The organism is Flavobacterium sp. PL002 (assembly GCF_054165825.1).
Map to the genome: position 1 here is coordinate 4,054,943 of NZ_CM135110.1, position 19,086 is coordinate 4,074,028.

At 35.8% G+C, this 19,086-nt stretch carries 11 protein-coding genes; 2 read left to right on the top strand and 9 right to left on the bottom strand.

The genetic code is table 11. The annotated features are described in order from the left end of the window. Nucleotides 1–70: 70 nt before the first annotated feature. A complete protein-coding gene (locus ACVEGE_RS17740; RefSeq protein ID WP_192500389.1) occupies nucleotides 71–2,353 on the bottom strand; it encodes a beta-galactosidase in 2,283 nt (760 codons plus the stop codon). Between the two features lie 281 nt (nucleotides 2,354–2,634). Between ACVEGE_RS17740 and ACVEGE_RS17745 the strand changes: the two genes are divergently transcribed. After that, nucleotides 2,635–4,260, top strand: coding sequence for a sulfatase (locus ACVEGE_RS17745; protein WP_173852483.1), 1,626 nt, complete (start codon nucleotides 2,635–2,637; stop codon nucleotides 4,258–4,260). 518 nt (nucleotides 4,261–4,778) lie between these two features. On the opposite strand, the gene ACVEGE_RS17750 is transcribed toward ACVEGE_RS17745, so the two are convergent. Beyond that, complete coding sequence (locus ACVEGE_RS17750) at nucleotides 4,779–6,221, bottom strand: sulfatase (protein WP_173837961.1); 1,443 nt, start codon at nucleotides 6,219–6,221, stop codon at nucleotides 4,779–4,781. A 289-nt stretch (nucleotides 6,222–6,510) separates the two neighbouring features. On the opposite strand from ACVEGE_RS17750, the gene ACVEGE_RS17755 reads away from it, so the two are divergent. Further along, a complete protein-coding gene (locus ACVEGE_RS17755; RefSeq protein ID WP_192500390.1) occupies nucleotides 6,511–7,467 on the top strand; it encodes a hypothetical protein in 957 nt (318 codons plus the stop codon). A 28-nt stretch (nucleotides 7,468–7,495) separates the two neighbouring features. Here ACVEGE_RS17755 and ACVEGE_RS17760 read toward each other — a convergent pair whose 3' ends face one another. The 7 genes from ACVEGE_RS17760 to ACVEGE_RS17790 form a co-directional block, all read right to left on the bottom strand. Then, complete coding sequence (locus ACVEGE_RS17760) at nucleotides 7,496–9,481, bottom strand: glycoside hydrolase family 127 protein (protein ID WP_173837959.1); 1,986 nt, start codon at nucleotides 9,479–9,481, stop codon at nucleotides 7,496–7,498. A gap of 34 nt (nucleotides 9,482–9,515) precedes the next feature. Continuing rightward, nucleotides 9,516–11,015 (bottom strand): family 16 glycosylhydrolase, encoded by a 1,500-nt coding sequence (locus ACVEGE_RS17765; RefSeq protein WP_458008587.1) that lies wholly within the window; start codon nucleotides 11,013–11,015, stop codon nucleotides 9,516–9,518. Between the two features lie 5 nt (nucleotides 11,016–11,020). After that, nucleotides 11,021–12,502 (bottom strand): family 16 glycosylhydrolase, encoded by a 1,482-nt coding sequence (locus tag ACVEGE_RS17770; protein ID WP_458008588.1) that lies wholly within the window; start codon nucleotides 12,500–12,502, stop codon nucleotides 11,021–11,023. A 210-nt stretch (nucleotides 12,503–12,712) separates the two neighbouring features. Next, nucleotides 12,713–14,278 carry an MFS transporter gene (locus tag ACVEGE_RS17775; protein WP_173857174.1) on the bottom strand — a complete coding sequence of 522 codons (1,566 nt, stop codon included), beginning with the start codon at nucleotides 14,276–14,278 and terminating at the stop codon, nucleotides 12,713–12,715. 32 nt (nucleotides 14,279–14,310) lie between these two features. Beyond that, nucleotides 14,311–16,206, bottom strand: coding sequence for a CRTAC1 family protein (locus tag ACVEGE_RS17780; RefSeq protein ID WP_192500391.1), 1,896 nt, complete (start codon nucleotides 16,204–16,206; stop codon nucleotides 14,311–14,313). Between the two features lie 17 nt (nucleotides 16,207–16,223). Beyond that, nucleotides 16,224–17,678 carry an NAD-dependent succinate-semialdehyde dehydrogenase gene (locus tag ACVEGE_RS17785; RefSeq protein ID WP_192500392.1) on the bottom strand — a complete coding sequence of 485 codons (1,455 nt, stop codon included), beginning with the start codon at nucleotides 17,676–17,678 and terminating at the stop codon, nucleotides 16,224–16,226. A 19-nt stretch (nucleotides 17,679–17,697) separates the two neighbouring features. Then, nucleotides 17,698–18,852 (bottom strand): mandelate racemase/muconate lactonizing enzyme family protein, encoded by a 1,155-nt coding sequence (locus ACVEGE_RS17790; RefSeq protein WP_173852499.1) that lies wholly within the window; start codon nucleotides 18,850–18,852, stop codon nucleotides 17,698–17,700. Nucleotides 18,853–19,086: the final 234 nt, after the last annotated feature.

Genomic DNA, 19,086 nt, shown 5'->3' on the forward strand with positions numbered 1-19,086 from the left:
CAAAAGAGACCTCTTTTTCAAAGGCATTATATTCTCAAACTAAATGTTTCAACGGTAAGCGTGCGCTTTTTTACTTTTGCTCAGAGACCGATACAAAGTACACTTCGTACGGTTTTAATAGTGGTGTTGCAGCAACTGCTACTCCATTAATCAAATCAGTACATACAACTCCATGTGTTGAATTAGTCATTTTAAATTTTATCTGTATCGCTTCCTTTCCCAAATTAATAACCGATAAGACCTGACGGCCGTCCTTAGCTGTAACGCTTCTCCAAGTACATTTTTTCTTAGCTCCTATAACAACTTCTTCAACAGTTACCTTAGGCATATGGTCAAGATTTTGTACTATTTCGAGTGCTGACTTTTTCATATTCTCTAAAACAGAAACAATTTGTAACATACCTGCCGCCTTCACTAGTGGCTTTAAAGGACGCCCATATTCATCTGATTTAAAACTTACATCGTCAATAAGTACTTTCCCTCCCTTGTTCAAATAGCTTTGTACTGCATCAAACTCCGCTTGAGTCACTTTCTCTGTTTTATAAATTGCGATAACATCCCAATTTTTACTATCAATTCGCTGGATACTGTTACTTGTAGCAAAACCTAAAGGCAAGCCTTCAAAATTTAAACTCTCGTACAGCTTAAAAAGATCATCCATATAAGTGGCCTTTTGATTTGCTGTAGTTTTAGAATAAAAAACTCTAATTGGTTTGCGTTGCTCCTGCATTGCCGTGATCTCTTCACTAAAAGTATTCAAATCAATCATCGTGCTCTCTAGCTCTTGCGTCACTCTAGGCTGTTGATTAAGTGAACCCGCATAAGCATTTGTCAATTTCTTCTTGAAAGAACCATCCTCTGCTCTGGGCCAGTACCAAGTTTGCGTAGCATTTAATCCTAATGTATGTGCCGCCCAAGTTACCGCTCTAACATATTTGGGATTCATGTATAAATCCCTAGCGTGGTTTGTTGTTATTAAGTGACTTTCTGAATTAAAATTAATTTGGTCAGGCTGTATTGATTTTAGAAAGTCATACCCCATAAACAGTTCTCGCCAACCTAATACGTAATCAGCTTGCCAGTCGGCAGTTTCTCTTGTATTATTGTAATGCGCTGCAACATCATTACCGTTGATACCACTTAAGGTAGTCAAAGCCTCAAAATCGATACCACTATCAGCATCATTATTCGTAAAAATAGAAGGCATTATTTTCAAATGTACTTTTGCTGCCGGGTCATATTTAATAATTTCAGCTTTTAAAAACGCGATCCATTGTGTAACACGCTCTTGATTAAAGGTGGTCCAATCGTACCATTTTGCTGTTCCCATTGTCGAAATATCAATTGGTACAGCAGTGGCAACTGCATCAAAGTTTGAAAAATTGGTTCCCCATAGTGCATTTAACGCTGCAATAGAATCATGTTTGTCTTTAAGCCAGGTGATGAATTTATCAATAGTGTATTTAGACACATCTGATCTAAAATATACTTTCTTCTTTCCGTTTGTATAATTTGCCCAGCGCGGCTCGTTTACCAGCATGTAGCCTAGTTGCGAGTAGTTTTTAGCTGCTATAAACGGAACCGTCTTTGCAAACAAATCACTCATCATGTTTCTAGCGCCAGGATTATCAATGTCATAAGCTGTAAATGGTTTTCCTATGATTTTATTAAATTGATCCCCGTAAGCTTTTGCCGTCCATTGCGGCACATTATTGTTTGCAATAAAAATAAATCCTGCATTTCCAGAAGCTTTTTCTTGTAACTCTTTCTTTGTTTTAGCTACTAATTCTCCTGTTTGATCGGCTAATTGCATCGGACTTAAAAGGTAGCCGTCTAGCTGTCCAAAATAGTCTGTTAGTTCCTTCGTTTCTGGTTTCCATGTGTAATCAGATAGAAACACAGGTCTATCATTATATAGTAATTGATCTTGCTTAACGACAATTTTAGACCAATCTATTTCCTGATATGGCTTTCTACTAATTTTTCCTTCTTTAAGCTGTGTTGCGGTATTTATTGATGCATCAAGCATTGTTAGGATGTCTTTCCTTTCAAATTCAGGTAGTTCTTGAGCTAGTTTCCCAGCTTGATCCTTGTACATGTTAACCATCTTAAAGGCATCTTGATTAAAAGCAACGTTTTTCTCATCCCAGCGAGCATATTTTAAAAATACTTCGGCAACACGTACCGTCATCTTTTCTTTGTAAGAATCAATTTTTCTATCCTCTAGGTCGTGAATCAGCGTTTGTAAATTTGCTATTTTAGAAGTTACATTTATTTCTGACGTTTGCGCTTGTACATTGGTTGCTAAAACCATCAAAACGCCAAAAAGTACATTTTTTTTATTTGTCTTCATTTATATTAAACTAGTTTTACTTTTTAAATTGGTACTACTGTAATTCGCTAAGTAAAAACATTTATGCTATTAAAGAGTTCTTAAATTTACCTCTCATTACTATCATATTATCTATTTTAAAATGCTTTTTTTTTGGATATGTTAAATTTTAAAGTAATTTTCGGGTAAAATCTTTATAGCAAAGGGTAATCTTAATGATTAAAATAACTGACATATTTTCCTTATTTGTAATTCGATCTATTAAACTAAAAACGTAATTTACTTTAGCTAACTTTTATTCGATGAAAACAAAACAACTACTCCCACTTTTACTACTAGCAGTACTTAGTTCCTACAGTGCTTTTTCGCAGAAAAAGAAACAACCCAATATCTTATTCATTGCAGTTGATGACCTGCGCGCAGAGTTAGGAACCTATGGCTCAGAAATTGTAAAATCTCCTAATATCGATGCTTTGTCTCAAAACGGAGTACAATTTAACCGTGCGTATTGTCAAGAGGCTATTTGTGGTCCTTCACGTGCTAGTGTCATGACTGGAGCACGCAATGAGACTATAAATGTAATTGACTTGTTTCAAGATTTTAGAGAAAATGTACCAAGCATTGTGACGATCCCACAGCACTTTAAGGAAAACGGTTATGAAACTGTCTTTACAGGAAAAGTATTTCACCCTGGGTTTACAGATGATGAAATGTCTTGGAGTAGAAAACCGGTGAAGGTACAAGTGGGTGATAATGTACCTAAGATATCTGGAGGATATGCGCTTGCGGCAAGCCAAGAGATGTATGCAAAAAATAAAGAAGAATTAGAAGCTAAATATGGCGCCAAACTTATTCGTGAGAATTGGCTAGATAAAGGTCCTGCCTTAGAATCTGCTGATGTACCAGACGAAACCTATGATGATGGATACAACACCTTGTCTGCAATTGCAACGTTAAATGAAATGGTTAAGAAAGGGGACAAACCTTGGTTTCTTGCACTAGGATTTAAAAAACCACACCTTGATTGGATTGCTCCAAAAAAATACTGGGACCTGTATGACGAATCAAAAATTCCAATTGCGACTCAAGTTAGCCCTCCTATTGATGGTGCAAGTATGGCGCTATCAGAATCCTTAGAGCTACGCGTTTCAGCAGACATGCCTAAAACGGGTGAATTTAGCCCTGAATTACAGAGGAAACTAAAACATGGTTACTATGCGTGTATCAGTTATATAGACGCTCAATTAGGAAAAATGATCCAAGCCTTGAAAGATTCTGGCGAGTATGACAATACTGTGATCGTATTATGGTCTGACCACGGATTTAATTTGGGAGAAATGGGATATTGGGGGAAAGCAACCAACTATGAGATTGCCACTCGCGTACCGTTTATAATTTCTGCACCTGGTGTAACGAGCAAATCCAAAGGCCATCAATCAGATGCTACCGTTGAGCTAATTGATTTATATCCTACTTTATGTGAATTAGCGGGCATCAATAAACCGGCACATTTAGAGGGTCAAAGTTTAGTTCCGTTTTTGAAAAATCCTGCTGCAAAATCATCAAAACCTGCATTTAGCGTATTTCCAACACCAGCTTTGCGTGAATGGGCAGCGCGTCCATTTACACCGCCGTTTAGAACTACTTTCTTCATGCCGCTAATCGAAAAAATAGAAGCAAAAATAGAGGCTCAAATGGGTGACAAGTGGGATCGAAAAACCTTTGAACAATTTGTAATGGGCTACGCAATGCGAACAGATAATTATAGAATTGTTGTTTGGAAAGATAGAAGAAAACCCAACGATACGCCATTATACGTAGAATTATACGATCACGTAAAAGATCCAAATGAAACGGTAAATATCGCAAAGCAAAATCCAAAAATTGTAAAAGAATTAATAGCTTTATCTAATAAAAAGCAGTCGTAATTTATTAAGATAGTATTGAAGAATCCAGCGTAGAAAGACTTTCTATTGCTGGATTTTTTTTTGGGTAGATTACTGATTTAATTTTATAATAGGTACGGCTGAATTCACTGATAAACGGTAGTGTAATACTGCTAGCTAGTTATCTCAACTAAACTAGTATCAATTAAACATTTTTCTGTGAAGCGAATACATTCAAGCATAACAGCAGCAATAATCAATAACGACACTTTCTTGACACTATTAAAACTTAATTCTTAGCTTGAATCATAGCGCTACCTCTACCTTATTAAAATAGCGCGTTATTACTCATTTCGAAAACAAAAAAACAGCCAAATGGTTGTTGAAAATTCAAGCCGATTAATTGTAATTATTCTATGCAAATCTAGATAACCTGAACATCTTTGATAATAAAAAGCCGTAAAAACAGAAACAAAACATAGTTTAAATAGAAAAATCCAGTACAGTAGCGAACTACTAATACTGGATTTTTACTAACTAATAAAAAAAAACCAACTTAATTAATGGGTTTTTCCAAAATACGAAGGATCACTCATTAACTTCATTTCCTTTTTAACTAACTCTGGACTTCTATAACGGTCCATTCGATCAATATCATACTTTTCAAATTTTCTTTTAAGCATCCACAAAGGTCGCTCTAAGGTCAATTCCCAACTAAAAAGTTGTTTGTACATCTTTCTAACTCGTTCAGGATATTTTGTAGCTAAATCGTTTTGCTCAGAGATATCTTTTGTCAAGTCATACAGCTCTGCTGGTCTATCAGGAAAACGAATTAGTTTCCAATCGTTCTCTCTATAAACAGCACGATTTTCTTTTTTCCAAAACATTGTTTCATGTGGTCTTTGTGTTTCCTCTCCTTTTAAATACGGTACAAGATTTACCCCATCAATGTCTTTCAAATCTGCGCTATTTCCTCCTCCTGCAACGTAAAAAGTAGGCAATAAATCTAACGTGCTTACCGGGTAGTTATATACTTGGTTTGCCTTTAATTGCGCTGGCCAACTCACTAAAAACGGCACTCTCAAACCGCCTTCTAAATGATTGGATTTTGTACCACTCAATGGTAAATTTATAGAAGCATTATTATCTGTAGGTCCGCCATTATCATTTGAGAAAACTACAATCGTATTTTCATCTAAGCCTAATTCTTTTAATTTATCTAGCACTTTACCACACGCTCTATCTAAAGCTAGGGTCATCGCAGCAACTTCTTGACGTACCCCTACTAGCTCTGGAAATTGTTTTAAATCTTCAGCAGTTGCTTCAACAGGCGTATGCACCGCGTTAAAAGCTAAGTAAAGAAAAAATGGCTTGTCTTGATTTCTTTCGATAAAAGAAACTGCTTTCTCTCCAAAAACATCTGTGGCATAACCATCAGGTTCTTCAAAATTCCCAAAACCATTCTCCATTCTCTTATCTAAGTTGTTCCCTTTTAAGTCTCCTTTGTAAGCATAGTAGCTACGGTCACCACCTCTAAAACCATAAAATTCATCAAAACCTCTTTTTAATGGATGAAAGCGATCTGCATCCCCTAAATGCCATTTTCCAATCATAGCACTAGTGTAACCTAGCTTTTTAAGATAATCAGCCATTGTTACTTGATCTAATGGTAACCCCATATCATCACCAAGAAACTTTGAACTTTCACTCATATAACCTGGTACATTGATTTCTTCATAACCAAAACGTTGCTGGTATTTACCCGTTATAAGTCCTGCTCTTGAAGGCGCACAAGTGGCATCAGTAACATAACCTTGCGTGAATTTTACCCCACGCTTTGCCAGTTTATCTAAGTTGGGTGTTTTCATAATCTTACTGCCTTGAAAACCAAAATCAGCATAACCAGCATCATCACAAAATAAGAATACAATATTGGGTTTCTTTTGAGCATTGACAGTCATTTGGAAACCAACAATTGTAAGTAGTAGTACTATTTTTTTCATAGCATTGTTTTTATTTATTTTTAGTAACACCAGCCTAACTAACATTATTTAACTACTGTTGCTTTACAAATTGACGCAAAAACATTTGATTTAATAAAGGTCATTTTATCATATAAGTATTCGATTTTAACCTTATTTGGCAAATAAAAAATTAAAATGTGTTTTTTTTAGCCTGAATTATTTTGAAATCGTTAATAATCAGTAAGTCTTGGATAATTTCTACCGCAAAATATTAGCCATTTTGCAGTTTCTTTATAACTCATTCTAATACTAACATAAACGACCAATTATGCTTAAATCTAAACTACTATTTTCGATTGCCATTCCTTTAATTCTATTGCCCGTTTCATGTAAACTAAAGCAAACTGATAGTGTATACAAGAAAAAAACAAATAGCTATCCTAACCAAATAACATTTAATGCAGCTGGTCAAAATCCAGAGGGAATTGCATTTGACTATAGTAAAAACAACTTTTATCTAAGTGCGATAAACAAAGAGCCAAAAATTGTAGCAGTAAGTTTAAATGGTATTGCTACGGTATTTTCGAATACTAGTACGGGTTCAAGTATGTCCAGTTTTGGTCTGGAAGTAGATTTTAAGAACAACCGTTTACTAGCCTGTGAAAACGATAAATTATCAGGAAATCTAGCCATATATAATCTCATTAGTGGAAACTTGCAGCATTCTATTGCACTAACTCCTTTATTAACTAACAAGAAGAGCCATCAAGTAAATGATGTAGCTGTAAGTTTATCGAGTGATATTTATGTAACAGGTCGCTTAGAGGATGTGATCTATAAAGTTAATAGTAATCTCCAACCCACTATTTTTTTCGAAAAAGAAGGCTTTTCAAAACCTAACGGAATTGTAGCGCATCCAGATGGCTATTTACTGGTAAGTTATAGCAATGCTCATTCACAACTAGTAAAAATACCGTTATCAAATCCAGAAGAAGCTACGATTATCGAACTAAAAGAATTTGAATTTGAAGGATTTGATGGTATGCTATTAAATGAAAAAAACAACATTGTAGGAGTATCATTTGCTGCAGATCAAAACAAAGACTATTATGTCAGAGAGTTAATTAGTACTGATAATTGGATTTCGGCGACAGTTGTCCATTCGAAAAAAATAAATAAAAGTACCACAATTGCCCAAGTTGCTCCCAACACGTACTATGCAATAAATCAAGATTGGTCCAATAAAAAAGCCGAAAACTGGACGTTAGAAAAAGTAACGTTTTAGTTTTCGGCTTTGTTAATTTGCTTTATTATTACCAAACAACAGGTAGAAAAACAGTCATCTCTGCCTGTCCTCTATTGCTCCAAGCATAGTAAGGAACTAGTTGCGCCTTATACGATTGAAATGCTGGCTTATTAACTGTTTGATACATATCATCTGTCTTTGCTGCTCTAATTAAGAGTGGCGCTTCGACGACAGTTATGCCACCAAGAAAATCCTCTTTATGTACAGCCTCTTTAGGACCGTTACCATCAAAATACACATCTAATATTGAAACGCCTCCAGGTAAATCTGGTGTTTCTAAACAGTATACAATAGGGCCTCTTTTAACCGCTACTTGATTTCTAACTTCTTCAATTCTATTGTGACCTTCGATTAAAGTAACCTCCATAGGCATGTCTAAAATGATAACATCACCCGCTTTCCAGGCTCTAGTAATCGTAGCAAAATTACCTGGATTGATGGTCGTAGTAACCGCTTCTCCGTTAACAGTCAAACTACTACCAATAGCCCAATTAGGAATTCTAACTTTAATATCAAAAGCATCATTCTTACATTCTTCAACGGTAATTTTAACGATACCTTTCCAAGGATAGTCTGTGTCTTGTGATAATTTAATTGCCGAACCATCTAGCAAATTAGTATCTAAGGTATTCCCACCAAACAACACTACTGCCACACCATTTTCAGATAAATTATAAGCCCATCCTGAACTTTTACAAATGGTCCTTACTAAGTTAGGAGGACAACAAAAACACTCAATATAAGGTTGTCGTACTGGGCTCTCAGTAACATCAGCATGAGATTCATAATCCCTAGAATTGTTGACCATACGCAACGGATTAGAATAAAAATAATCTTTTCCTTCAATACTAATTCCAGATAATCCACTGTTGTACAGTACAAGTTCTATAATATCTGCATATTTAGATTCCTCTTTTATAGCCATCATTCTACTGCTAAACATAGCATTGCACAAGTTAGCACAAGTCTCATTATAGGCAGTCATATTAGGCATCATGTAAGCGTCTATAAAACCTTCTTGAATCATATCTAAATTAGTCGAAGCACCAAAATGGGCTTGACCAACTGCTCCTGTTACGTACATCTTTTTGCCTGTAACATTCTCCCACAAGCCGTCTAATGCATCTATCAAGGCTTGTTCACCTGTTTCGGCATAAACATCAGCAGCACCTGCGTAATAGTACAAAGCTAAAACTGCATGCCCTACTGCTTCTTTAGATTCTCTCAGAGGCGTTCTTTCTTGCACCATATCCCCTATAGGATATCCCTCAGTCGTTGAATCGTGTTTTATTTCATAAGTCCCTCGACGGTTTATAAACTTTTCTGCTAGCTTTAAGTATTTTTCATCTCGTGTCGTTCTAAACAATTCCACCAGACCCATTATTTGCGTTTGGTTGAAACCAAAACGTTGATAATGCTTTGTATCAGGCATAAAATACGCACATAGTAAGTTGGCCATTTTCACCGCTATATCAAGAAAATTGCGTTGTCCTGTAATGCGATAGTGCACTGTACCTGCTATAAATAAATGCCCACAATTATACATCTCGTGGTATTTTCTATTTTCAAAACGGTCTGCTCCTTCTGTGATTTGGATATGAGTATGTATGTAACCATCCTCCTCTTGAGCTCTACCTATAACAGCAATGTACTCATCTAATTCTTTTAAAATAGACTCGTTTTTTGTTAAGCCATAGATATAGGTTTTGGCCTCCATAAATTTATAAAAATCACCATCATGCCAGTAGAACCCTTTATGCTCTCCCTCTTTTTCACCTGCAGCAATTTTAAAATTATTTAAACCATGACCAATATCTCCACACAATAAATCGCCCATGTAAGGAAGCATGTGATCTTCGGCCGTTTTTACTTTATCAGCCCAGAATCCGGTATCCCATTTACAGTCACCAAAATTGATACTTTTCAGTTTTACAAAAGGACTTTCAGAGTTATTTGTAATTGCGTTGTTATGATTGTTTGAACTTGTGCTCATAATGTGTGTTTTATATTCTAATCTTCTCTTTTATCTATTTTACTTTGTGCACTGCTATATCGTCAATATATAGTTTGGCCGCTTTTGTTTTGGGTAGGTCTGCTTTGCGAATTTCAATCTCCATTCCGTCATTAATTGCAGAAGCTTGTGCTCTAGAAATTTTTGCTTCAACGGTTACCCATTGTCTTCTCGCTAATTTTTCTAAATCTTTAAACTCGACTTCTAACTTCGGGTTTTGCAAAGTCACATGAATTGTATTTGCAATACGTCCTTGATCTAGCCACAGCTTCATAGATAAAGTAAAATCACCCGCCGGTAGTTTTAAAGATCCATCTGGCGTTTTAGCAATTACTTTTTCTGCTTCTAATTTTTCGTTTTTACCAAATCCTGTAAATTTGAGACTGTTCACTCCCGAAGCATAATCTCCTTCGACAATTTCTAAATATTTCGATGAAGGCGCATCAATCAACCAAAATTTTTGATACTCATTTGGTGTTGAATCTTCCGGTACCATTTTAAGTGGTCTTTTATTATTTTCGAATAAAATAGGGCCTTCAAAACCATAAAATGCACGGTCTTTAGCGAGTAAATTATCTGATGGCTTTTGCCAAACACGCATGTATTCGATTTCAAAATCAACCGGTAGTTCTTCTTTATGAGGCAAACCTAACCATTTAAAAATTTCAGAATCCAACCAAACTTCCATAGGATTATTTAGTACCCAGTCTGTCCCTACTTCGTCTTGTGAAAATTGATGCACTAATTTACCATCTATGAACAATTTTAAGTAATCCTCACCCCACTCTGCTCCATACACATGAAAAGCATCTGCGGTTCTATAAGGCAAATTTTCTGTGTGTTGAAAAACGTTTGTGGGTCTCGTTGCCGGAGGACTCCAGTCGTGTGCCGTTGCTAAATATGAATTTTCTTTAATGTTTCCCGTTTTAACTTTTGGGTTCCCCATTAATTCATAAACATCTAATTCTTGCTCGTAACCAATGGCCCAAAAAGCGCCAGTAATTGCAGCGTTACCTACTTTAGATTTTACTTCCATATAACCGTTTAAAAAACGTTTTTTAGAAATAACACCTGCCGTTGTGATAGGCAATGGTTTTCCGTCAATCATTCCATATACAGACGCTCCCATATTTCCATCGGCATACTCTTCTTTAGCAAATGGATATTTAGGTTCCCATGCTGTTCTTAATTTTAATTTACCATCTTTAACAGTCACATTATGAGGTGCAAATTGTGAGGGCGCTCTTCCTTTCCAGATGTAATAATCGCCGTTTTGCCCTTCTACAAACCATTTTGTAGTGTCAATTTTAGTACCTTCAAATTCGTCACTAATTTCTTCATTAAGTACCCAACCTTCCGTATTTTTTGGATCAGAATAAGGATTGTATTTAGCAGCAGCTGATTCTGTCTTTTGCGTCCTTTCTGTGCTTTGTGCCTTTGTACTGCTACAACCTATTCCCATTAATACGGTCAAAGGAAGTAAGAACAATGGTTTAACTTTTGTGGTTTTTAACATGGTAATTATATTTTTGTAATTTGTATATCGTCAATAAATAACTTAGCTGATTTAGTCTCTGGTAAATCTTCTTTTTTGATTTCGATTAGCATTCCATCATTCAGCTCTGATGGTTGATTTCTTGTAAATAAAGCTTCAACCGTCACCCATTGTCTCCTTGCTAATTTTGTAAGATCGGCAAAAACTACAGTTACTTTAGGGTTATTTAACTGCACGTGTATTTTATCTGCGATTCTACCTTCATCCAGCCATACTTTCATGCTAATTTTAAAAGACCCTGAAGCCAATTTCAAAGCTCCTTCTGGAGTGATCGCTTGCACTTTATCTGCTTCTAATTTTTCGTTTTTACCATAACCTGAAAAGGCTAAACTGTTGACACCAGAAGCATAATCACCTTCTACTATTTTCAAATATTTTGCAGATGTGCTGTCTATTGACCAAAACTTTTGATAATCATTAGGCGTTGAATCCTCAGGAACCATAGTAAGCGGTCTTGGATTATTTTCGAATAAAATAGGTCCTTCAAAACCATAAAATGCACGGTCTCTTGCTAATAAATTATCTGATGGTTTTTGCCATACACGCATGTATTCTACCTCAAAATCTACCGGAAGCTCTTCTTTGTGAGGAACACCTAACCATTTGAAAATTTCAGAATCTAACCATACTTCCATCGGATTGTTTAGCACCCAGTCTGTACCTAATTCTTTTTGATGTGCTTCATAAGTTAGCTTTCCGTCTCTAAAAACTTTTAAGAAATCCGCACCCCATTCTACTCCATAAACGTGAAAAGAATCGGCGGTTTTATAATTTACTAATTCGTCATTTCCAAACGCTTTTGTAGGACGTATTGCAGGCGGACTCCAATCATGAATCGCTGTTCTAACGGTATTAGATAAGATGGTTCCGTCAATTTTAGGGTTCCCCATTTGTTCGTACACATCTAACTCTTGTTCGTACCCAATAGCCCAGAAAGCGGCAGTAATAGCAGCATTACCTGCTTTTGACTTTACTTCCATATAGCCATTTAAAAATCTTTTTTTGCTAACAATACCTGCCGTCGTCACTGGCAGTGGCTTTCCTTCATGCATACCATAAACATCAGTGTTTGCACCATCTGCATAATTTTCTTTAGCAAAGTTAAAATTGGGCTCCCATTGTGTTCTTAATTTTAATTTACCGCCTTCTACAATTACATTGTGTGGCGCAAACTGTGAAGGTGCTCGCCCTTTCCAGATGTAATAATCTCCATTTTGACCTTCAACAAACCATTTTGTAGTATCGATTGTATCACCATCAAACTCATCACTTACTTCCTCGTTTAATACCCAACCACCAGCATTTTCTTGATCAGAAAACGGATATACCTTTTGGTGGATTGCTTTACTTTTGATAGCCGATTTACTTTGCTTTTTCTGCGCACAACCTATATTCGAAAATACTATTGCACTAACAAGTAATAGCAAATTAACACTGACATATCTCATCTCTTTTTGTTTTAATATTCGTTTAATAATAAAATTTTATTGACTTTAAACAGCTTGCAAAACCATGCTATTCAACAACATCTCGCTCTGACTTCTACTAATTTTAGCAACAGATTACTATGCTTATAACTATTTAATCTGTGGCTAATAATATTATTTCCTACAATACAACCCCACATACTTAAAGTCTGTAGTGCTTTAAATTCTAAATTATTTGTTCTGGAGTTTCAATTGAATTTCCTCAATAGTCATGTTTTTTGTCTCTACTAAATAGCGGTACAAAATCACTAAGCCTATAGCTACAGTCACTGCATAAAATAGCAAAGTGTAACTTATTCCCATAGTGGCGAGCTGCTTAGGAAAAAATACCTGAACTAGCATACTCACTAAGCTTGTTATCAATGTAAAAAATGGGATTGCAATCCCTCTAATAGAATTTGGGAAAATCTCTGAGAACAATACCCACATTACTGGCCCTACAGAAAAATGAAATGCAGCAATAAAACTAAGTATTCCTACTAGTATCAAAATTGAATTAATAGTTGCTGCTTTTTGAATCAAAATACTCTCATAGTTACGTGCATCTACCGCGCCTAAATTATCTTCTAATGCTTTTTTAAATTCGATATCGCTACCATACTCCACACCCACAATAGGTTGCAGTCTTTGTACATTATCAACTGATGATAATGCTGTAATCGCTTCGGTAGTTATGGTATATCTCGCAGTTTGAAATCCGTAAAAACAAATCCCTAAACTTAGAATTATCCAGGCCATTCCCCATATAATTAATGGTCTACGTCCTAGTTTATCTACTAACAATAAACCTAAAATCGTAAAAACCACACTAGTTAATCCTACCCAAATAGATTGCATAAAAGCAGTATCTGATCCACCTCCAATTTGTTCAAAAACTGTAGGAGCATAAAATAATATTGCGTTGATTCCCGTAGCTTGTTGCGCAATGGCAATGGTGGTTGCAATAATTAAAATGACACGCATTTTTTTACTAAAGATTTCCTTTAATTGAGATACAAGAGAATGATCTTGAGAACCAGTAGTGATCTCATTTTCCATTTCTGAAATTAGAATGGTTACTTCCTCCTCTGCTTGAATTTTTCTAAGCGTGTTAATTGCTTCTTCTTTTTTACCATTAAGCATCAACCAAGCTGGACTTCTAGGAATAAAGAACAAAGCTACTAACCAGGCAAACGCAGGAATGATTTCAGATCCTAACATCCATCGCCATACATTGTTTTTTAAACCAGTACTCACTACCCAAGCAGCATCTGAGTTTGCATAATTTAGAATAAGATAATTAATAAAGTAAGCAGCTGATAACCCTAAAACAATATTTATTTGAGTCATCGATACTAATTTACCGCGCCATTTAGGTGGTGCAATTTCACCAATGTACATTGACGCAACAGAAATAGAACTAAAAGCCAATCCTCCTAAGAAACGAGAAGCGACTAGTGTCCAATATGTAGGTGCAATTGTTGCTCCTACCGCCGAAATTAAATACAATAAAGCAATGATTTTTAAGGTTGTTCTTCTACCTAAAGCGTTACAGGCACTACCTGCAAAAAACAGAGCCAACAAGACACCTATACTAGGAGCACCAACGACAATCCCTAATTGCATAGGATTTAAAGAAAATTCCTCAGTAATAAACTTTACTGTTCCTGATATTACCGCTGCATCTAAGCCAAAAACAAAGCCTCCAAAGGCTACAATTGTGGCATAAGTAAATGCGTTTCTTTTATATGAACTCATAACTAAATGATGTATTAAAAATTGGTTATTGGTTAGTTTTTGGTTCCGATTAAAATTTTATTATTGATCGAATTAATAGTTTGTTCGCTAGTTTCTCCATTTGACCAGGTCACTTTAACTTTAATTGCTTTATCACAAGAATCGAGTCCAAAATGGATAAATTTATTGAAGCTAAGTGAGTAAGATGCTCCAGTGGATCCTACACGTTGTATTTGTTTTTTGTTACAAGACTGCAATTCGACCACTGCTCCTAAAGCTGTCGCTTTTCCCGACTTAGAGTTGCCTATTTCGATAGTAACCGATTTATTTTTAGCAGCATTTTCCAACTCATTTTTGAACAAGTGCCATTTTCCTCTTTCGTTCCCAATGACTACATCTATTTTTCCATCTAAATCATAATCGATGGTTTCAACCGCCATCCCTATCGCTCCTAATTCATTAGAAACAATTGCTAAATCTTGGATAGGTTCAAATGAGGCGTTTCCAGAATTAAGATACAATACTGATTTATTGGGATGAATTAAATCGCCTCGTTTTACCATTAAAATATCTGCAAAACCATTGTTATCAAAATCAGCCACTGTTGCTCCTTCGATAAACTCATTCAAGAATATTTTTGACTTCTCGGTAACATCAGTAAATTTCCCTCCTTTATTTTCTAACAATAAGGTGCTTGGAGCTTTAGGGTGCTTGTAATCAGGATAGTCTACTACACCATGTACCACACCTGTTGCCGGAGCATTAAGAGATCCTGCGATTCTCCATTTATCATTTCCTACATAGCCTATGTAAAAACCAGATTTGTCTTTATAATTATCAGGAAACCCAAGAGAATTGCTGTTTACTAATCTAATGTTTTTACCAGAGTGCGTCTCTGCTGGGAATTTATAATCATACCCAGATTCTCCAATAAAATAAGTATCGGCATTAGGCCATTGTGACTGAAAATTTTCCATGTTCAATACATCGCCTACTTCAAGATCTGCAAACTTAAAAGCGCCCCTTTTTGTAAAAAAGCCCCATGTTTTACTTTCTTTATCAAAGAATGTTTCCCCTATTTCAAAATCTTTTGAGCGTGTAAAGAACAAATCGAAATCGCCATCATTGTCAAAATCTATTTCGTTAATACTCGTAACATCATCTATTTTAAATGGGAATATTTTATCTGTAACTTCTTTAAAAGTAAGATCGCCTAAACCTTGAAAAGCTTTCACAATGCCATTACCATACATAATGATATCTACAATAGCATCCCCATTAAAATCTGTTACTAGCGTTTTTTGACCGTCTGCTTTTATAGCAGGTAATTTAGATTTAAGAACTAGTTCCCCTTTACCTATATTTTCATAGATATAATTTTCACTTTCTCCTTTTTTATCTGCGTCAGGGAAAGCAAAATTTAATAGATCTAAATCACCGTCATTATCTAAATCTACAAACTTAACGGTACGACCGCGCATCATTTCTAGTGGTACATTAAATTCAGGAAGCTCAATAAATTCACGCTTTTTATTTACAGTGAACAATTTAGAATTTCGAGCATTACCACCAGAGCCACCGCCGCGAGCCATTATAATCTCTAAATTTCCGTCGCCATCAAGATCACCCACAGAAACTCCGTGAACGTCTCCTATTAATATGTCGTATGGTTTTTCAAATTTCCCTTTATTATTCCAGCAAACTTGTACGCCATAACCATGATCATTAATTAGCAAATCAAGATAGCCATCGTTATCTAAATCGACTACAACAGGCGCGTCCCACTTTCTAAGATTTTTATCTTTAATGGAAAACTCCTTACCCACTTCGGTAAAGTTGCGATTTGCAGTAGCAAGCGCTGACTCTTGACCATTACTTACATTAGCTAGAATGCAACTTACGGTAAAGGCGTAAAGTGCAACCTTTAAAGGTTTATTTATTATCTCCATTTTAAATATTTCAAAAATTAGATTGCAGTAGACACTCTTTTCTTCACCAAATAATCATCAAGTGCTAAATGTGAACAGTCATGCCCGATACCACTATTTTTAATTCCACCATGAGGCAGGTAGATGGCATATTTCACTCCATTAATTTGAATTTCTCCAAAATCTAAATCCTCTGTAAAACGTTGAATTCTTTTGTGATTGTTTGTAAAAAGGTACGATGCCAATCCATACTCTGTGTCATTTGCCATTTCTAGCACTTCGTCATCTGTATCAAAAGACATGATTCCGGCAACAGGTCCAAAAGTTTCTTCTCTAAACAAACGAGAATCTGTTGTGATTCCTGACACTACAGTTGGTTCCATCCAGTTTCCATTTTCTGGGAAACCCGCAGGGATTTTTCCACCGTACTCTAATTTTGCTCCTTTGCTTACAGCATCGGCCACTAAATCAAACATTCTGTTTCTAGCTTTTCTGTCCACTACAGGTCCCATATCAACTGTTTCATTAGGATCAATACTAAACCCTAATTTAATTTTTGAAGCCCTATCGATATAAGCAGCTAAGAATTTATCGTAGATGTTTTTATGTACAAAAATTCTATTTGCTGCCACACAAATTTGTCCTGAGTTACCAAATTTTAATCCAATTGCTAAGTTCAAAGCGGTATCAAAATCAGCATCTTCAAAAACAATAAAAGGTGCATTTCCACCCAATTCCATTCCTAATTTTTTGATTGATGTAGTACTATCTGCAATGATTCTTTTTCCTGTCGCTGTAGAACCAATCATGGTTAATACCGCTGGAATTGTGCTTGTTGTCATTGTTGTAGCCACTTCTGCAGAAGGACCTGCAAGAATATTAACAACTCCTGCTGGAAAATCAATGCTGTGCAAAATTTCGCCAATAATATAAGACGACAAAGGCGACATTTCAGAAGGTTTGATAATCAATGAACATCCGGCTGCCAATGCAGGTCCGATTTTGAAACCAACATTCAATAACGGAAAATTCCAAGCCAAGTAAGCCACGGCTACACCTGCAGCCTGCTCGACCATCTTGTGTGTATGCGTGTGCTCGTAATCAGGAATTTGCTCTTCTCTACGGTTTTTCATTGCTGCAGGATACCATTCTAATGCATTGGTAATGGCTTCGATATCTTCTGCAGATCCAGCATAGGTTTTACCCATTTCGTGCACCATTGCCGACCGTAATTCTGCTTCTCTTTCGATAATAGCCGTTCTCAATTTTGTCATCCAAACGGTACGTTCAGCCAAAGATAATTTCGACCAAAATTTAAATCCTTTTTGAGCTGCGATCAATGCTTTTTCGGCATCTGCTTTTCCTGCTAAGGCAACTTGAGCGATAGCTTCTCCAGTAGCTGGACAAATTACTGCTGCTTTTTCACCACTCACTGCATCAACTAATTGACCGTCTATATATAATTTTTTATATCCAAAATCTTGTGTTTTCATCGTGTTTTTAATTTGGTAATTAAAGTTTTAATTTAATAGTATCTTTTGAGATTGCATACTGTTTCAATATGTCCTCGTCAACATCTATCCCTAAACCGGGACGATTTGGGACTTCAAGATAACCATCTTTCATTACTATCGAAGGGAAAGTTAACTTTTCTCGAAGACCATTTTCTGTTTGATCGTATTCTATTAAAAAATTTGAATTGTACATTCTTCCTGGTATGCACTCCATATTAGCAATAAAATGCAACGCCACATGGATTCCTATTGCCGTTCCCCAAGTATGCGGAACGATATCTACTCCATTTGCCGTAGCTAATGCCGAAATACGTTTGGCTTCTGTGAGCCCTCCACTACTGCAAATGTCTGGCTGTAAAATATCAACTGATTTATTTTGAATTAATTGTTGGAATCCAAAACGCAAATATTCGCATTCACCTCCCGCAATTGGGATTGTCGTTTTTTGCCTTAACTCATTATATTGCCCATAAAACTCTGGCGAAATAGGCTCTTCAAACCAAGCAATATCATATGGCTCAATCAATCGACTCAATTCTATTGCTTCCCTCAAAGTATAGGCATGATTAGAATCGACCATTAACTGAATATCAGGTCCTAAAATTTCGCGCATTTTCTTCACGTTAGCAACATCAGCTTTGATCCCTAAACCCACCTTCATTTTCATGGCTCTAAAACCTTGAGAAACATATAGTCTCGCTTCTTCTTCAAAATCCTTAGACGGATTATCGTGACATGAAAAGTACAAACCAGTTGCATAAGGTTGGATTTTTGTGCGATGCGCACCACCAAGTAAAGTCGCAATTGATTGCCCTAAAATTTTACCTTTTAAATCCCATACCGCAATATCAATTGCACTCATAGACGCCACTAAGATTCCTCTACGAGCATAATCTAGGGTTCTACGGTACATTCTATTCCAGATTACCTCATTGTCTAATGGGTTTTGACCTATAACCATAGGTTTCAAAAATTCGATTCCAGCCTCAAGTATACTTGCAGGTCCGTAGCCTTCTCCCCAACCGTAAGTACCGTCAGAGCAAGTTATTTTCACTACACAAATACATCTTTCAGCATATTCCCATTGCGAAAAGAAAAAACTTTTAGACAGCGTATCTTTGAGTACATAGGTTTCAATTTTTTCAATAACCATAACAAATAATTTAGTTTTAAGGATTCATATATAATTCAGCTTCCTAGAGGTATAGGCATTAAAATGAATGTTGAATTATTTTTTACTAAATTATATGTATTACAAGCTTTTTTAAGTCAATAAATTACCTAAGAAGTAGCCTATTTTATCTCTTTATTATGAGAAAACAATAAAAAAATGGGTAATTTTTTTACTTATATAGATTATTTGTCTAATAAAAAACTGAATTACACA